14 protein-coding genes are annotated in these 18,803 nt (G+C 48.2%); 13 read left to right on the top strand and 1 reads right to left on the bottom strand.

Annotated elements, in window-relative coordinates; genetic code table 11:
- Positions 1-115 precede the first annotated feature (115 nt).
- The 12 genes from pflB to DXA93_RS05960 all read left to right on the top strand — a co-directional run bounded on the left by pflB (position 116) and on the right by DXA93_RS05960 (position 14,596).
- A complete protein-coding gene (gene pflB, locus DXA93_RS06015) occupies positions 116-2,368 on the top strand; it encodes a formate C-acetyltransferase (RefSeq protein ID WP_117508947.1) in 2,253 nt (750 codons plus the stop codon).
- Between the two features lie 246 nt (positions 2,369-2,614).
- A complete protein-coding gene (locus DXA93_RS06010; RefSeq protein WP_117804979.1) occupies positions 2,615-3,778 on the top strand; it encodes an FAD:protein FMN transferase in 1,164 nt (387 codons plus the stop codon).
- Positions 3,779-3,780: 2 nt separating this feature from the next.
- Positions 3,781-4,869 (top strand): FMN-binding protein, encoded by a 1,089-nt coding sequence (locus DXA93_RS06005; protein ID WP_119207888.1) that lies wholly within the window; start codon positions 3,781-3,783, stop codon positions 4,867-4,869.
- Positions 4,755-5,819 carry an FMN-binding protein gene (locus DXA93_RS06000; RefSeq protein WP_119207887.1) on the top strand — a complete coding sequence of 355 codons (1,065 nt, stop codon included), beginning with the start codon at positions 4,755-4,757 and terminating at the stop codon, positions 5,817-5,819. Before DXA93_RS06005 ends, DXA93_RS06000 begins: the two co-directional genes overlap by 115 nt.
- A 12-nt stretch (positions 5,820-5,831) precedes the next feature.
- The gene (locus tag DXA93_RS05995) at positions 5,832-6,320 is read left to right on the top strand and encodes an FMN-binding protein (protein WP_055228158.1); all 489 of its coding nucleotides are present in this window, start codon (positions 5,832-5,834) and stop codon (positions 6,318-6,320) included.
- Position 6,321: 1 nt separating this feature from the next.
- Positions 6,322-7,194 carry a 4Fe-4S binding protein gene (locus tag DXA93_RS05990; RefSeq protein WP_117761496.1) on the top strand — a complete coding sequence of 291 codons (873 nt, stop codon included), beginning with the start codon at positions 6,322-6,324 and terminating at the stop codon, positions 7,192-7,194.
- Between the two features lie 20 nt (positions 7,195-7,214).
- Positions 7,215-7,598, top strand: a complete 384-nt coding sequence (locus DXA93_RS05985; protein ID WP_117804978.1) for a NusG domain II-containing protein — start codon at positions 7,215-7,217, stop codon at positions 7,596-7,598.
- 30 nt (positions 7,599-7,628) lie between these two features.
- Complete coding sequence (locus DXA93_RS05980) at positions 7,629-8,153, top strand: Gx transporter family protein (RefSeq protein ID WP_055266099.1); 525 nt, start codon at positions 7,629-7,631, stop codon at positions 8,151-8,153.
- A 282-nt stretch (positions 8,154-8,435) separates the two neighbouring features.
- Positions 8,436-9,188, top strand: a complete 753-nt coding sequence (locus tag DXA93_RS05975) for an FMN-binding protein (RefSeq protein ID WP_158583268.1) — start codon at positions 8,436-8,438, stop codon at positions 9,186-9,188.
- Positions 9,188-13,282 carry a penicillin-binding Tp47 domain C-containing protein gene (locus tag DXA93_RS05970; protein WP_119207885.1) on the top strand — a complete coding sequence of 1,365 codons (4,095 nt, stop codon included), beginning with the start codon at positions 9,188-9,190 and terminating at the stop codon, positions 13,280-13,282. The genes DXA93_RS05975 and DXA93_RS05970 overlap by 1 nt, the downstream gene beginning before the upstream one ends.
- Before the next feature lie 220 nt (positions 13,283-13,502).
- Entirely contained in the window at positions 13,503-14,039 is a 537-nt protein-coding gene (locus tag DXA93_RS05965) for a DUF3877 family protein (RefSeq protein ID WP_158583267.1), read from the top strand.
- Positions 14,040-14,059: 20 nt separating this feature from the next.
- A complete protein-coding gene (locus tag DXA93_RS05960) occupies positions 14,060-14,596 on the top strand; it encodes a nitroreductase family protein (RefSeq protein ID WP_117508939.1) in 537 nt (178 codons plus the stop codon).
- On the opposite strand, the gene DXA93_RS05955 is transcribed toward DXA93_RS05960, so the two are convergent.
- On the bottom strand, positions 14,582-15,451 hold the full coding sequence (locus tag DXA93_RS05955; RefSeq protein ID WP_158576321.1) for a helix-turn-helix domain-containing protein: 870 nt from the start codon (positions 15,449-15,451) through the stop codon (positions 14,582-14,584). The genes DXA93_RS05960 and DXA93_RS05955 overlap by 15 nt on opposite strands.
- A gap of 226 nt (positions 15,452-15,677) precedes the next feature.
- Between DXA93_RS05955 and DXA93_RS05950 the strand changes: the two genes are divergently transcribed.
- Positions 15,678-18,779, top strand: a complete 3,102-nt coding sequence (locus DXA93_RS05950; protein WP_158583266.1) for a glycoside hydrolase family 2 TIM barrel-domain containing protein — start codon at positions 15,678-15,680, stop codon at positions 18,777-18,779.
- The last annotated feature ends 24 nt before the right edge of the window (positions 18,780-18,803 follow it).

Here is an 18,803-nt window from a genome sequence, read left to right as displayed (position 1 = left end):
TCTTGCGCGGAAAGCAGAGATTTGTTATATTATGCATGCGGAGGTGTTCATGCCCGGTGCAAAGAAGATGCCGGAGCGTGACGAAACAAAATAACACCAGAAAGGAACAAAGCAAATGAGAGAATTTGAACAGTGGGATGGCTTTACCGGAAGACTCTGGAAAGAAGGCATCGACGTACGTGACTTTATTCAGAACAACTATACTCCATATGACGGAGATGAGAAATTCCTGGAGGGACCAACAGAGGCTACAGACCGTCTGTGGGGCAAATTACAGGAACTCCAGAAAGAAGAGCGTGCAAAAGGCGGCGTTCTGGATATGGAGACAGACGTTGTAAGCGGAATCACAGCTTACGGCGCAGCATATATCGATGACAGCATGAAAGATCTGGAGCAGGTAGTTGGTCTTCAGACAGACAAACCGCTGAAACGTGCATTTATGCCGTATGGTGGAATTAAAATGGCTGAGCAGTCCTGCGAGACTTACGGCTACAAACCAAGTGAGAAGCTTCATGAAATTTTCACTAAATATCACAAAACACATAACCAGGGTGTATTCGACATCTACACACCAGAGATGATGAAAGCCCGTCATAATAAAATCCTGACCGGTCTGCCGGATACCTATGGCCGTGGCCGTATCGTAGGCGACTACCGTCGTGTTGCTCTGTACGGTATTGATTACCTGATCGAGCGCAAAAAAGCAGACTTCGCTGCAACAAATCGTCAGGGAATGCGTCGTGGTGACTTCCAGTTAAGAGAAGAGATCGCTGACCAGGTCAGAGCACTGCAGGATATGAAAGTTATGGCACAGTCCTATGGCTATGACATTTCCGAGCCGGCTAAGAACGCAAGAGAAGCTGTTCAGTGGCTGTACTTCGGATACCTTGCAGCTATCAAAACTCAGAACGGTGCTGCAATGAGCGTTGGCCGTGTATCTACTTTCCTTGACATCTACATCGAAAGAGATATCGAAAAAGGAATCCTGACCGAGAAAGAGGCTCAGGAGCTGATCGACCATCTGGTAATGAAATTCCGTATGGTTAAATTCGCAAGAATTCCGTCTTACAATCAGCTGTTCTCCGGTGACCCGGTATGGGCTACTCTGGAAGTTGCCGGTATGGGAATCGACGGACGTTCTATCGTTACAAAGAACGATTTCCGTTTCCTGCATACACTGGAAAACATGGGACCGTCCCCAGAGCCGAACCTTACTGTTCTGTACTCTGAGAATCTTCCGGAAGCTTTCAAGAAATATGCAGCTCATATTTCTGTACAGACAAGCTCCATCCAGTATGAGAACGATGATGTAATGCGTCCGGTATGGGGCGATGATTACTCCATCTGCTGCTGTGTATCTGCTACCGAGACCGGTAAGGAGATACAGTTCTTCGGCGCTCGTGCAAACCTTGCAAAATGCCTTCTGTACGCGATCAACGGCGGTAAAGACGAGAAGACAAAACAGCAGGTTGCTCCGGAATATCAGCCGATCACTGCTGAGTATCTGGACTATGATGAGGTTATGAAGAAATACGACGTTATGATGGACTGGCTGGCTCATCTGTACGTTGGAACTCTGAACATGATCCACTACATGCATGACAAATACTACTATGAGGCAGCAGAGATGGCTCTGATCGACACCGATGTAAGACGTACCTTTGCAACCGGTATCGCAGGATTCTCTCACGTAGTAGACTCCTTAAGCGCAATCAAATACGCTAAAGTTAAAGTTATCCGTGACGAAGAAGGAATGGCTGTTGACTTCGAGACAACCGGCGACTTCCCAAGATACGGCAACGACGATGACAGAGCAGACGAGATCGCTGTATGGCTGCTTCGTACCTTCATGGACAAACTGAAATACTGCCATACCTATCGTGATTCTGAGCCGACTACCTCTATCCTTACCATTACTTCCAACGTTGTATATGGTAAAGCAACTGGTTCTCTGCCGGACGGAAGAAAAGCCGGTGAGCCTCTGTCTCCGGGAGCTAACCCGTCTTACGGCGCAGAGAAGAGCGGACTTCTTGCTTCCCTGAACTCTGTAGCAAAACTGCCGTATGAGGACGCTCTGGACGGAATCTCCAACACCCAGACCATCAACCCGGGCGCACTTGGCCACAACGACGAAGAGCGTACCGAGAACCTGGTACACGTTCTGGACGGATACTTCGAGCAGGGTGCACATCACCTGAACGTAAACGTATTCGGAACCGAAAAACTGATCGACGCAATGGAGCACCCGGAGAAACCGGAGTATGCAAACTTCACAATCCGTGTATCCGGCTATGCAGTTAAATTCATCGACCTGACAAAAGAGCAGCAGATGGACGTAATTGCACGTACCTGCCACGATCATATGTAATTTCTGAAAATGTTATTTCTAAAGCCCCCGCGGCCGCAGCAATGCGGCTGTGGGGGCTTTTTGTATATCGCTGCTTGAATTCCAGTAAAATCCACTTGATTTAGAGTACATAAAATGAGAAAATTTATCAGATGCAGAACGCTAATTGAAAAACTTTTATCAAGTAATTCATAGCGTAAGTTACGAGTTAATGTTATAATACCAAAGTTAGGATTTCCTAACATAAGAAAAAATGGAGTTTTATTTATGAAAAAGAAAATTGTTGCAGCATTTTGTCTTGCCATGGTGATGACGGTCGGCGGATGTTCCGGTGCGGGGACAGCAGCGCAGCCGGAGAGCAGTGAAAGTCAGACACAGCCGGCGTCTGTTTCGGAGTCTTCGAGCAGTTCTGACGCTTCGGAAGAGAATTCCACGCAGAAATCCGCATCATCCACAGCTTCTTCCGATGCCGCAGATGCATCGAGCAGCCGAGATATTTTTGCGATGGATACGTACATGACGGTCACTGCCTATGGTCCGAATGCAGAAACGGCGGTGGATCAGGCGCAGCAGGAGATTGAGCGGCTGGATGCACTTCTGTCGACCGGAGAGAAGACGAGTGAAGTAGCGCAGATCAATGCAAACGGCGGCGGAACCTTATCGGAGGATACCACCTATCTGCTGGAACGCTCGCTGGATCTGTATGACAGCACAAACGGCGTTTTCGACATCGCAATTTATCCGATCATGGACGCCTGGGGTTTTACAACCGGAAATTATACGATTCCTTCGGATGAGACGATCGAAAGCCTCCTTCCGCTGACCGATGCCAATGATATCCTATACGACAAGGACAGCGCATCCATCAGCTTTGCCAAGGACGGCATGAAAATTGACTTCGGCGGAATCGCAAAGGGCTATACCTCCGGCAGAATCGCCGATATTTACCGGGAATGCGGTGTGACGAGCGGGCTCATCAACCTCGGCGGAAACGTTCAGGTTGTCGGCACGAAAACGGACGGCAGTAAATGGCGCGTTGCCGTGCAGAGTCCGGAGGCAGAGGATGATTATCTCGGCATTCTCTCGACGGCCAACCGGGCGGTTATTACTTCTGGCGGCTATGAGCGGTATTTCGAACAGGACGGCATGAAATATCATCACATCATCGATCCATCGACCGGTCATCCGGCAAATAACGGTCTGGTGTCGGTGACGATCGTAAGTGCTGACGGAACACTGGCGGATGGCCTTTCTACTTCTCTTTTCATCATGGGGAAGGACAAGGCGGCCGAATACTGGCGTGCACACAGCGATGAATTTGACACCATTCTGGAGGATGCGGACGGCGTTCTGTATGTAACCGAAGGAATTGCTGACGATTTCACATCCGATCACGAGACAAACATTATCAGGAAAGACGGTGATACATAACCATGGGAAAATGGAAAAAACTGACAGCATTTGCACCGGCTCTCGCGGCAGTTATCGTAGCAGCCTGTGCCGGTATTTCGCTGAACGGCTACACTGCACCGGTTTACGCCGTAGAGCAGCCGGAGGCACTGGTGACACCGGAGCCGGAACAGGATACCGATGCAGCGGAAAAGAAAGATGATACAAAAAAGAAGGACGATACCAAAAAGACAACCGATACCGAAGCAGAACTTGTCGCAGCCGTCGGTTCCGGCAGCTTTGAGCTGGCGGACGGAACGTACGAAGGAAGCGGAACAGGTTTTGGCGGTACGATTACAGTCTCTGTCGTATTGAAAGACAAAACGATTCAGTCGATCTCGATTGTAAGCGCTCCCGGCGAGGACGCAGCTTTCCTGAACCGTGCGAAGGGAGTTATCGACCGTATCATCGCATCCCAGAGTGTGGATGTGGACACGGTTTCCGGTGCAACTTTCAGTTCAAAAGGTATCCTTGCAGCCGTGAAAAATGCACTGACCGGTCAGGAGGACACTTCAGAACCGGCATCCGCATCAGGAGCGGCAGGCGGCGGAGCCTCTGCCGGCGGAACCGTTACAGTATCTAAAATCGAAGAACCGGCTGCCTACCGGGATGGAACGTATTACGGAACCGGAACAGGATTTGGCGGCACAATGAAAGTCTGCGTTGTTGTCAGCGGCGGAAAAATTGCTTCGATTGATATTGTGGAAAACAGCGATACGCCAAGCTACCTTTCCAGTGCTTCCTCTCTGATTTCGACGATTATCTCAACACAGAGTACGAATGTGGATACGGTCTCCGGCGCGACATACAGCTCCCGCGGTATTATTGAAGCTGTGCGGAGTGCCTTAAGTCAGGCGGCAGTGAACGGGTCTTCCAGTACAAACGGAGGAAGCCAGAGCAATACAAACAACGGAAACAACAGCCAGAATAATAATCAGAACAATAACAATTCGTCTGCATCCAAGGGAAGTTTCCCTTATCAGGACGGAATTTATTACGGCACGGCCGCCGGTTTCCAGGGAGACATCAAAGTGGCGGTAGCCTGCAGGATCAGACGATCAAAGCGGTACTGATTCTGGAAAACGAAGATGACGAGACATTCTTCAACCGTGCCAAAGTCGTAGCGGACCGCATCGTAGACGGACAGAAAACCGATGTGGATCTCGTATCCGGCGCAACGTACAGCTCCCGCGGCATCCAGAACGCAGTAAAACAGGCGCTGGAAAATGCGAAGAAGGCAACAAACGGCGAGACCGTTCCGGATAACGGAACGAGCAGCGGCGGAACCACAACGATTCCGGAAGGAAAATTCCCATACGAGGAAGGCATTTACTACGGAACCGGCGAGGGCTATCTGGGAGACATTACAACGGCAGTTGTCATTCAGGATGAGACGATCAAGGCAATTCTCGTGACCGAGAGTGAAGATGACGAAGCATTCTTAAAACGCGCAAAACAGACAGCAAAGGACGTTGTGAAAAACCAGACACTGGAAGTTGACACCGTTTCCGGCGCAACCTACAGCTCCAGGGGAATTCTTGCGGCAATCGAGGAAGCTTTAAAAGAGGCAGAACGCGTAACTGAGGAAAAGAAAAATCCAACCCCGACACCGACGGAAACACCAACCCAGACCGAAATCCCGGAGCCAACTGAGACGCCAACACCAACCCCGACGGAAACTCCGGAACAAAAGATCTATCAGGACGGCGAATACACAGCGATTGCCGTCTGCGAGCCGGATGAAGATGAAGATTTTACCGCTTATCAGCTTTCTGTGACGGTAACAATTGAAAACGATAAAATCGTAGCGTTAAGCAACATCACCGGTGACGGAGACAGTCAGAATGCCTCCTACATCCGCCGCGCATCCGAAGGAACCTCCAAAATCAAAGGCGTTTCCGCTCAGATTCTGGAAACCGGAACGCTTGAAAACATCGACACCGTTTCCCGTGCAACCTGCTCCTCAAAAGCCATTCTTGAGGCATGCCGGAATGCGCTGGATGCTGCGAAAGTAACGCAATAAAGGGGAAAACAGATGAGACAATTGATTGTTCGTTTTTTGAATGTCGCTGTCATTGCTGCTGTTCTGATCGGCTACAATACCGTACTCGATAAAAGAGACAAAGAGGATCAGATCGCGCGGCTCTCGGCAGAGCTTGAGACGACCCAGCTTCAGAAGGAAAATCTGCAGGCCGCAGCAGCTGCATCCAACACGGCGGATACGGCCGCAAGTGAAGCAGCAGAAGCAGAAGGGCAGTACGTGGACGGTACGTATGACGGTGAAGCTGACGGCTTCGGCGGCACCATTGCAGTTGAAGTAACCGTAGAGGGCGGCCAGATTACCGATCTTGCCATCACATCCGCCGACGGCGAGGACAGTGCGTATCTGTCAAACGCGGAGGCGATCATTCCAAAGATTATTGAGGCACAGTCCGCCGATGTTGATACGATCAGCGGAGCAACATTCAGCTCCACCGGTATCAGAAATGCGGCGCAGGAAGCAATAGAAAAGGCGGAGAAATAACATGAAAAATTTAGATCTATCCACATTACCGGCAAAGAAGAGAAAACAGATCGTTTCCTGCCTGCGTGCCGGAATCCAGCTTTTATATTTCCTGTTTCTTCCGTCAGTATTTACCGCTGCATTTAACGGAGTGAAATACATTTTTACGCAGCTTGGACAGGGTGAAAAAATTGAGATGACCGCGTTTGTGTCGGCTCTGCTTCTTGTCTGTGCATTTACGATTGTTTTCGGCAGATTTTTCTGCGGTTTTGCATGCGCTTTTGGAAGTCTGGGGGATGCAATGCACGCAATTTATGGTATAATCTGTAAGAAACGTAAAAAGAAGCCCAGATGCATCAAACCGGAGCTGGCAAAAAAACTGGCGCTGGTCAAATACGGCATTCTGCTTCTGATTGCTCTTTGCTGCTTTGCAGGAGTTTATCAGAAAGCAAGAGGAACAAGCCCGTGGGATGTCTTTTCCATGCTGCATGCGGGAAATTTCCGACTTTCCTCTTATATTCCAGGCATTGTTCTTCTGGTGCTGATCCTGGTCGGCATGTTCTTTGAGGAGCGCTTTTTCTGCCGTTTCCTGTGCCCAATGGGAGCTGTCTTTTCTCTGCTTCCGATCCTGCCGTTCTTTACTCTGCACCGGAAACGCGAAAACTGCATCCGCGGCTGCAGCGCCTGCACGAGACAGTGCCCGTCAGCGGTGGAACTGCCATCCGATGGATACGTGGAGATCTCCGGCGACTGTTTCCAGTGCCAGAAATGTATTGATACGTGTCCGAAAGGTAATATCCGCTGCGGGGTAAAGGAATTTCACGGAAATGAAATCCTCTTTACGCTGTTCCGTGCTGTATTCCTGCTGACACTGCTGTTATGGGCTGGCATCTGATTCAGAATAAGGAAAACTATATGAAGAAAAAAGATCTGATTCTGGCAGGCGCCGTTCTGCTCTTGGCTGGAATCCTTGCCCTGGCACTTCGGCTGCCGAAAACGGAAAATGGAAATACCATGAAAGTCACGGTGGACGGCGAGGTCTACGGAACGTATTCACTCGCAGAAAATCAGACCGTGAAAATTCAGACGGGTCACGGAACGAATGTCCTGGTGATCGAAAACGGAAGTGCCCATATGGAAGAAGCTGACTGCCCGGACGGCTACTGCAAAAGACAGGGTACGATTTCCCAGGTAAATGAGACGATCGTGTGCCTGCCGCATAAGCTGGTTGCGGAGGTAGAAAGTGACGGATCCACAACGGACGACGCCGACGATGCGCCGGATGTGATTGTAAAATAATACCAGCTTAGAAGAAAGGAATTGGAATTTATGAGAGACAGCCGCACTGCAAGCAGAAAAATTGCCTTATGCGCCATGCTGATGGCACTTGCCATGATCTTCAGTTATGTGGAGGTACTGATCCCGATCAACCTCGGTGTTCCTGGAATCAAACTCGGCATTGCCAATCTGGTTGTAGTCGTCGGCCTCTTTTTCCTTCCGGCAGGGGAAGTCCTGATGATTTCCGTCGCCCGCATTCTTCTGATGGGGTATCTGTTCGGAAATGGAATGTCCATCCTTTACAGCCTTGCCGGCGGGCTTTTGAGCTTTCTTGTGATGCTTCTGCTGAAACACATCAAGGGCTTTAGTATCACCGGCGTAAGTATTGCAGGAGGCGTGACGCACAATGTCGCGCAGATCTGCGTGGCGGCTCTCGTGGTGCAGAACCGCAAACTGTTCTATTATCTGCCGGCGCTTCTCGTGGCCGGAGTCATCACCGGAATGCTGATCGGAATCCTTTCGGACCGCATTCTTTCTGCGGTAAAACGCGATGGACGAAAGAGTTCTTCGCGGTGAAAACTCCATATCTACGGAATTTTTTCTGTGTGGGAACGAAAATCATCCCACAAACTTCACAGTATCGGATCATTAAATAGTAAAAATACTCAATAAGCAGAATCTGTGCCTCTTTTGAGAAAAAATAATCAGTTAAGAGTTAGACAAAACGATCAAAAATTAGTAGAATAATCTACGGTTAGTTAAAACAATTATTGATTAGTGAAAACTAATATAATAATGAAGGACAGTTTTGCCCCTGTTTTTCCTGCAAAACTGTGGAAAAGGAAAAAGGAGGAAGTTATGATCAAAAGAAAAGAACTTCAGAAAAAATCATTAGCAGCCGTAATGGCAGCTTCCATGACCATGAGCCTGCTCCCGGGAACCGCACTGGCGGATGCTACAAGTGGCGTGCTGGCAGATGGCACTTATGAGTCTACGGCTCATGTTACCAGAACTGCAGAAGACGATGAGGATGAGAATGCATGGGATGAATATGACGTTAATGTCAAAATCACAGTTGCAGACGGTAAGTTTTCTGATATTGCAGTAACACCTGGTTCTGGATACAATACAGAAAATGCTACATATTTTAAAAAAGCAGCTACAAACAGCAAAGGATTCAAAACGAAACTTCTTGGAAAAGATGCAACGATTGAAAACATTGAAGGATGGGATATTGTATCGGGTGCAACCAGAACTTCGAATGCAGTAAAAACCGCGGCTCTTGCAGCAACCCAAAAAGCAACCCCGACTCCAGAAGCAGTAGACACCACAGCACTTGAAAAAGCAATCGCAGATGCCGAAGCATTAAAGGAAGCTGACTACACCGCAGACTCCTGGAAAGCTGTCCAGACTGCTCTTACCGCAGCAAAATCTGCTCTTTCTGCAAAAGAATCCCAGAGCGCTGTTGATACCGCGAAAGATGCGCTGAATACTGCAGTAAAAGGCCTTGTTAAAGCACCGACTCCGACGGCGACCCGACAGCAACGCCAACCGCAACCCCAACGGCGACCCCGACCGAGACTCCAACTGAGCAGGTGGCTTACGTTCTGATGAACATTCCGTATGATGAATTTTATGCTGCAGATGTAAACAACTCTGTTCCAGTGGATGTATTTTCTTCCGCAACGAAGAGCAAAACAAGAACAGCCACTCTTGCCGGTGGTTCTTATCATACCAATGCAGATGGAAGTGCAATCAATGGAATTACCTTCCCGGTTAAAGTAACAGGAGTGGATCTTTCCAAATTTAAGAAAGTAACAGATTCTGACTCTGTAAGTATTACAGTAACAAACCGTGGTCAGACATCTACACAGACATACACTGGAAAAGACGCCTTATTTGAAAACTCAGACTATGCATATTATGTATTAAGCGAAGTACCTTCTTACTACAAAGAAGCAACGGTAAATGCAGATGGCTCTCTTTCTTTTGGAAAAACAGTTGGAACTGCAATTGAACTGACCAATGTATCTCCGGAATTTATGACTGAATCAAAATATGGAGATTATCAGCTGGATCTCGACGGACTGGAGAACACGATTGATGTTGGAACCGATCAGATCTATGGTGTTATTGTCAGCACGAAAGAAGGCAATGACTATGGTATGCGTCATGTGGAAAATATCTGGCGCGGAACAGAGCTGGCATGGTCAACTGGATTTACAACACAGGTACATGGATGCCTGACTTCTTCTGCACATTACAAGAGCATGATGGGACAGCATATCAATAAGGTTACTTATTATACCAGCAAAGGAATCTACACGATTCCAGTGAATGATATTTTTGTTCCAACAAAATTTGAGGCAAGTGTATCCGTAGAAGACGCTTCTCTTTCCGCTGGAAAGACAACGATGACCGTAACCGGACTTCCGGCTGATTATGATGCAGAATATTCCGTAGATGGTCTGGATGGATTTGCAGTAGACGGAAATACCATTTCTTATTCCGCAAATGCGAAAAAAGGAATGTATACTCTGACGATTCATGATAAAAAAGGTGTTTATGCAGATCTGACACAGAGCTTTACTCTGTATACAGATGCAATGCCGGCTGCTTACAACGAAAAAGGAAGTGCTCCGGCGCTTGTAAAAGCAGAGAATGCATCAGAAGATGACTTTGCTGATTATATCAAGAACATCACTTCGGTAAAAGTAAATGGAAAAGAATATGCAGCAACTGGAAAACGGAAAACAATTCTGATCAAAGAAGACGGTACGCTTGATCTGACAGCTGCCGCTTTTGCAGAAGGAAATAAATTTGAAATCGAAGTAACTGCAACAGGTTACAAGACGCTTTCCTTTACTTATGAGAAGAAAGAAACAACATATAAATATGTATATGCAGGTCTTACCTGGGCTGAGTATTGGGCAGCAGAAGGAGTTCAGGCGGCAGGAAGCGACGCTGGTTCGGATGAAACTGACAGTCGCGAAGAAAGTGATAAAGGCGCTTTTGATGTTGTAACCCGTGCGACTACAAACCATGGACTGCACAGAGGAAGCTTCCAGTGCGCAGCGACTATCTACATGAAAGATGGCACAACCTATGATGTAGCATATTATACCGCAGCAACCACGGCAGTTCTGACGAACGGCGAGACCGTAACTTACGATAAGAGCCAGATTGATCATTATGAAGTAAAAGGTCTGAAATATGTGCCTGTAAAAGTTTCGGAAGATGATTACGAAGATTTCTGCAAAAAGTATGCTGTGGTAGAAAACGGCGGAACACTTTCCGGTGGATTTTCTGAAAATAAACTGCAGAGCTATACAGGCCTGGTTGCAGATGTAACAGAAAACACAAACGGTCTGAAGATAGCAGTGAAAAATGCAGATGGAAGCTTCTCCTTCTCTGCAAGAACAACAGGAAGTGAATCCGGAATCAAAGATCAGGCGCTGAAGACAGCTCCGGATGCTGAGACCGTAGGACTGACCGTGAAAGAAGCCAATGGTTCTTATGGAGAATTCCTTCGCGTAGATTTAACGGGAGATTACGGCGATCTGGCTGCTAATCTGCAGACCGTAACCTGGACTTATTACGGTGATGATTCCACTTATACGAATGCAAAAGCAACGTATGGAACAAAATTCGCAGCAGATAACTGGATGCATAAAGTAATGGGAATCCAGCTTGGCCTTACCGATTCCCTGCGCTGCACTTTACCGGAGGGAACGGATGGAACCGGTTATTGGAAGATTACGATTCATGCACTTGGCTATGCAGATGCTTCCTACACTTTTGAAGCAACCAAAGCGAATATTGTAGGAGCTGATCCGGTAGAGAGCACAGCAGCACTGGAAGAGGCAATTGCAAAGGCAGATGCACTGAATAAAGATCTTTACACGGAAACTTCCTGGAATAATATGCAGACAGAACTGGCAGAAGCAAAAGAAGCATTGGAGAAAAAACAGAGCCAGGGAACCGTAGACGAAGCAACAGAGCATCTGAATGCAGCAATCGAAGCACTTCAGTCCCAGTATGTATTAATGAACATTCCGTATGCTGAGTTCTATCAGGCAGAGGTTCATAACGATATTCCAGTAGATGCATTTACTTCCGCAACCAAGAACAAAACAAGAACAGCCTCCCTTTCTGGCGGATCTTACCATGTGAATGCAGACGGAAGCGATATTACAGGTATCACCTTCCCAGTAAAAGTAACAGAGGGTATGGATCTGAGCAAATACACGAAAGTGACAGATGAGGATTCTGTAGAAATCACCGTTACCAACCGTGGACAAACATCCACCACAACGTATACCGGAAAAGATGCACTGTATGAGAATGCAAGCTATGCATATTACACTTTACATGAGGTTCCGTCTTATTACAAAGAAGCATCTGTAGATGCAGACGGCAATGTAACCTTTGGTGCTGTTCAGGGAACCGAGGCAGCAAAGCTGGAAAATGTAACGGCAGAGCTCTCCACTAACAGCAAATACGGTGATTATCAGCTGGATCTGGATGGTCTTACTGATACCATCAAAGCAGGCGAAGATACCGTATATGGTGTTGTTGTCAGCACAAAAGAGGGCAACGATTACGGAATGCGTCATCTGGAGAATATCTGGAGAGTGTCTGAGCTGGCATGGAGCACTGGATTTACGACAAGCGTTCATAACTGCCCGACCTCCTCGGAACATTACAAGAGCATGATGGGACAGACCATCAACAAAATTACCTATTACACCAGCAAGGGAATTTACGAAGTCGACGCAGATGTATATGTACCGGTTAAGTTTGCATATGAATTTTCTGTAGAAAATGCGTCTGTCACATCTGGAAATGCTTCTGTTAAACTGGAAGGCCTGCCGGATGATTACGATGCTGTCTATACAGTAGAAGGTCTGACGGGAACCGTGTCCGGTGATACTCTGTACTTCAAGAATGCAGAGAAAGGTTCTTATACATTGACTGTCAGCGATAAGAATGGTAAATATGCAGATCTTTCCGCAGACTTTATCCTTTACACGGAAGAGATGCCGGCAGCATTTAACGAAGATACGACAACACCGGGTCTGTTTAAGAACGGGGATGCAACAGATGAAGAGTTTGCAGATTATCTGAAGAACATTACCTCTGTTACTGTAAATGGAAAAGCATATGCAGCAAGCGGAAGAGGAGCTGTTGTACTGTTCAATGAGGATGGTTCCTTAAAGACAGATGCAGCACCGTTCGCAGAGGGCGATTCCTTTGAAATTACAGTTTCTTCACTGGGATATCAGGATCTTAGCTTCACCTGGAAGAAATCAGCAGAAGAGCCGACTCCTACTCCTACAGAGACCCCAACCGTAACCCCGACCGAGACTCCGACTGTTACCCCGACGGAAACCCCGACCGTAACCCCAACTGAGACTCCGACGGTTACACCTACAACAGCACCAACCACAACCCCGACGACTGCTCCTACCACAATACCTACGACGCAGCCGACGAAGACCCCGACAAGCACCCCGAAAGCAACATCTACTCCGCTTGCAAGTAATAAAGTATCCAATACTTCTACTTCCAAGAAGAGCGATAATGCAAAGACCGGTGATGCTACCAACATCTGGGGATGGGTAAGCATGGCAGTTGCATCTCTTGGTGCCGGCGGACTTGGATTCAAACTCCGCGGCAGAAAGAAAAACGAAGACGAAGAGTAATTCAGAACGAAATAACTGAGAAATTCTTCTGACATAAGAAATCACAGAAACCTCTGTTCCAGCTTTTCTGGCGGAGGTTTCTGCCGTTTCGAGGAGTAAAAAAGTGATTCTTTTCTTTTTGTAAAAAACAAAAAATTAAGTGTTCACACAATGCCCAATTCGTGCGATAATAATACTGTGTTTTTTGCACATGCAGCACAATGGAGGTGACTTAGAAAACATGACAGCAAAACTGTTGGAAAAACATATTACCGATACAATTCGGGAATGGCAGGTGAAGATCGGCTATGAGGGCGGTACGATGAAGCTCTACTACCCGGCGGAGTCCCTGCGCTGTTCCCTCTCTTTAGACGAAACAGAAGACCTGGCTAAAGCGCTTTCCGCGTTCTGTAAGAACGTACAGCCGCGCCTTGGAATGCTCGCTATTTCGGCAGTCAAAGACCGCTACTGTGTGGAAATCCCGGAGGAGGGATGCTCTTATATCGAGCGGGAAATCCCTGTTCCGGAGCTCCTGCAGAACCTTCTGCAGGTGATCACAACGCCTGGAAACACAATGGAACAGGTTCGAAACTGCTTTTCTTCCTATGCAGAGAAAATGCATACTACCGTGGAAGAAAACGCATCCGAGGAGCATGAGATGGGCCATGTATTTTCTTTTTCAGACCCGTCTGTAGATGAATACTGTTACTGTGTCGAAGAAAATGAATTCGGCCTGACGTATCACCGTTTTTCACGGGAAGATTACGAGGCTTTATAAATAAAAGGAGGATATACACCATGGAATTTACAAAACTGCTGGAAGAAAGAAGAAGCATCCGCGCGTTTGATCCGGAGAAACACGTAACCGCAGAGCAGATCCAGGAGATCGTACAGGCAGCGATTCAGGCACCATCCTGGAAAAACTCACAGACAACACGGTACTATGCCCTTGTAACACCGGAGAAAGTCGAAGAATTTTCCGCAAAATGCCTTCCAGAATTCAATCAGAAGAGTTCAAAGGGAGCCGCACTTGTCGTAACAGCATTCGTAAAAGACCGCTCCGGCTTCACGCAGGACGGAACACCGGACAATGAAGTCGGAAACGGCTGGGGCTATTACGATCTTGGCCTGCATGACGAAAACCTGATCCTGCGCGCAAGAGAACTCGGCCTTGATACTCTGATTATGGGAATCCGTGATGAGAAAGCTATCCGTGAAGCCCTCTCCATTCCGGAGAATGAGCTCCTTGGTGCTGTCATTGCTGTCGGCTACCGTGCCATCAACCCGGACAAGCCGAAACGTAAAACCGTGGACGATATCTTAAAACTGTTCTAAATCCGGCGCATCCGTGTGAAGACGTGCGCGGTACTTTCCAGGTGGGAATCCAAAGAACCGGGAAAACTGCTTGCTGAACGCATAGACATCGCCATATCCGACAAGACCGGCAATTTCCTTCATCGGTACGCCGCCCTCGAGAAGAATACAGGCCTGCTCCATTTTCTTCCTAGTGCGGTACCGTGCAGGAGAGACGCCGGTCTGTTTTTTAAATACTTTTCGAAACGTCTCATAACCGATCTGGAGTGACCGGGCAAGCTCTTCGAGAGAAATTTCTTCATCAAGATTCTGCGAGAGCATATCGCAGGCGGCCTCGATCGGATCCCGCTGCAGATTCACCCGGTGCGCATGGTAGCCGTACATTCGCAGAATCTCTTTTTCCATCTCCGGAATCCGCAAAGGCAGCAGACTGTCCGGTGTGGCCTTTAACGACTGCAGAAGCTTCTGATACCGCTCGAGATCGCCGGGAAGCAGCTCTGCCTTTAGCACCGGCTCCCGGTTCAGAACCGAAAGCGAGCAGAAAGAATCAAAAAACGGTTTCCCAATCGAGATAAAAAATTCCAGCCATTTCCCATCGGGGTCTACGCGTGTGGAATGCGGCACACCCGGCAGACGCTGGACCAGGCTTCCCGCCTGCAGCGGATAGGAGGTGCCGTCCTCGGCAATATATTCCCCGCTCCCGCGCAGCAGCACGAAACAGCTGTAATACTCGTTCGAAAAATGATACTGCGAGCGGTCCGCCGTCTCTTTCCGCATAAAACCGCACGCCAGAATCCCGTTCTTCATTTCATTTCCAATACAGCGATAGATAACATCGCTCTTTTCTATTTTTGCAAGCAGATATTCCGGTATCATACGACTTCTCCTTTGCTTTCCCATTTTGGATAAAAGAAACACCAGATCAACTATTTCTCATCCACGTGCAGTGTTTTATACTGAATCATAAGATAACTGCATGAATCTTCTGAAAATCCACAGATGTATTATATCACAGGAAAGCAAAAAAGGAACACCAATCTGGATAAAAAGAAGAGAGACAGTCGGAAAATGCGAAAGCAAAGGCAAGGAGGGTTTCAAGAACATGAGACAGACAAGAGACTGGGAAAATCAGTATATAACGCAGAAAAATCGTTATCCGATGCATACGCCATACGGTGCGTATGAGACGGTAGAGCAGGCGCTCGCCGGAAATCGGAACGCGTCCCGCTTTGTAATGGATCTGAACGGAGACTGGAAATTCAAAATGTATCCGTCACCGGAAGCGGTGGAAGCATTTTATGAAGAGAATTTCGATCACGCAGCATGGGATGCGATTCCGGTGCCGTCCAACTGGGAACTGCAGGGATATGGAAAGCCGGTTTACACCAATATGCTGTATCCGTTCAAACGGGAGGCAAACGGCGAAGCATTTGAGATCGAGATTACCGAAGGCACCTACGAGCTGAATGCGCCGTACGTACCGGAGAAAAATCTGACTGGCTGCTATTTCAGAACCTTTGAGGTTCCAACAGACTATATCGGCCGACAGCTTCTCATCGATTTCGGCGGTGTGGAGTCCTGCTTCTATCTCTGGGTCAACGGAAAACAGGTGGGGTATTCCCAGGACAGCAAAGTGAACGCGGAATTTGACATCACTGAATATGTGCAGGAGGGAACGAACACCCTCGCCGTACAGGTAATGCGCTACTGTGACGGTACTTACCTGGAAGATCAGGATTACTGGCATCTGTCCGGTATCTACCGCGATGTCCGCCTCGTATCGAAACCGGTGCAGCACATCCTGGACTATAAGGCAGAGACACTGTTCACACACCCGGATTACACGAAAGCTACCCTCTCTGTCACGATCTGGCCGGACAACTCCAAACCGCTGTACGGCGAGTATCATGCCAAAGTGACGCTGTATGATGCAGAACAGAACAAAGTAACCGAGATGGATTCGAGACCGTTTGCTGAGTGCGGCTTCTATCTGATGCCGAAATTCATCGCAACCGTTACTGCTCCGGTAGAGAACCCGGCACTCTGGACTGCAGAGACTCCGACACTTTACACCCTCGTTGTCGAGCTACAGAACAAAGAGAATGAGACGGTTGATATCGAGAGCTGCAAGGTCGGCTTCCGTCAGGTGGAAATCAACAGCCGCGGTGTTCTGACCCTGAATGGCAAACGCCTTGTGCTCCGAGGTGTTGACCGCCACGATTTTTGCGCCGAGACGGGACGTACCGTTTCTGAGGAGCAGATGCGAAAAGAAATTGCTGTGATGAAACGCCTGAATTTCAACGCTGTTCGTACCAGCCATTATCCGAATTCCGTGAAATGGTATGATCTGTGTGACGAGCTTGGCATTTACCTTGTCGATGAGACAAATCTTGAGACGCACGGTTACGGCGGACAGCTCAGTGCATCCGCTGAGTGGACAGCCGCTTATCTGGAGCGTGCAACCCGTATGGTACTGCGTGATAAAAACCATCCTTCCATCGTCTTGTGGTCCCTTGGAAATGAATCCGGTGCCGGGGCGAATCATGCTGCGATGCACGGCTGGATCCGCGAATACGACAAGACAAGATACGTTCAGTATGAGTCCGGCAACCCAAAGAGTAATATTTCCGACGTCATCTGCCCGATGTATCCGACGATGAGCTGGCTTACGGATGTGATGGCAGACGATTCTGATCTCCGCCCGTTCATCATGTGCGAATATGCGTATGCAAAGAGCAACAGCAACGGAAACTTCAAGGAGTTCTGGGACTATGTCAATAAATACCCGCGTTTCCAGGGCGGCTTTATCTGGGATTTCGCGGACAAGGCGATTGCGATCCACGAGGAGGACGGAAATATCAAATACGGCTACGGCGGAGCGTTCGGAGAGGATGTGACCGATCCGGTTCCGGATATGTGTCTGAATGGTGTTGTCTTTGCCGATCTTTCCTATAAACCGGGCGCCTATGAGGTGAGAAACGGCCAGTCCCCGGTTACGATTGAGCAGGTGAAAAATCCATATACCGGCGAAACTATATGGGTGCTGGCAAACCGCTACCATACCCTCGATCTTTCTCATCTGCAGGTGCGTTATGAAATTGTGCAGAACGGCGAAACGCTTGCCAAAGGCAGCTATCCGACATTTTACACGGCAGCCGGAACAACAGAGACGCTTCCGGAGCTTCCGGCGAAACTGCATGGCGAGGCGTATGTAAATTATTACGTTGAGCTTGCCCAAGATACCTTCTATGCACCGGCGGGAACAGAACTATACCGCCGTCAGATTCCGGTTACTTCAGGTGTTTATCTGGCAGACGAGAAAACGATTGTCGGGAAACCACTGACCGTATCGGAGGATGAAAATCATGTTCGCATCACCGGCGAAGAGACCGAAATTATCTTTGATAAAAAGACAGGTGAATTTACCAGATATCAGGCAAAGAGCGTTTCTTTTATGACCGGCGGAAAAGATGAATTTTATCGTGCCCCAACCGGTATTGATGAGGGAACCCATGAAAGTGATTACGATGATATCTGGCGCGCGGAAGGTCTGGATCGTCTGAAAAAGGAAGTACAGTTAGTATCGGCTGTCAGTGCCGGAAATCAGGTGCTTCTTGAAGTGCAGGCTTCCTATACCGCGGAGCCGGACAACGCAGTACTCTTTACCGCTCATACTCTGTATCGCATCGGCAGTGAGGGAATGGAGCTGAAAAACGAAGTAACAAACAACAGCGGTCTTGAGACCATCGCAAGAGTCGGACAGTCGTTCCGCTTCCCTGCAGCGTTTGATACGCTCACCTGGTATGGAAAAGGTCCCTGGGAGACGTATGCAGACCGAAAGGACGCAGCTTTTACCGGATTTTACACATCTTCTGTAGCAGAACAGCACGTTCCGTTTGTAGTACCTTGCGAATGCGGTGGCCATGAGGATACGCGATTTGCCGTTCTTTCAGATGGAACACATACCGTTCAGATTGTAGGCAGTGATGATTTCCATTTCAGTGCGCTTCCATATTCTATGGCAGAATATCGAAAAGCCGCATATGAGGAAGAACTTCCGGAGCATACGACAGGAACCTGGCTGATCCTGGATGCAGCACACGCAGGCCTTGGCGGAGATACCGGCTGGACGAAAAATATTCACCCGGAATATCGTGTATGCAAGGGAAGATACAGCTATACGTTCCGTTTCCATTTCGCATAAAAGAAAAAATCGGCCAACTGCCTA

It is taken from the genome of Blautia sp. OF09-25XD (genome assembly GCF_003482095.1).
Lineage (GTDB): Bacteria > Bacillota > Clostridia > Lachnospirales > Lachnospiraceae > Fusicatenibacter > Fusicatenibacter saccharivorans.
This window is presented reverse-complemented; position numbering and strand designations above follow the sequence as displayed.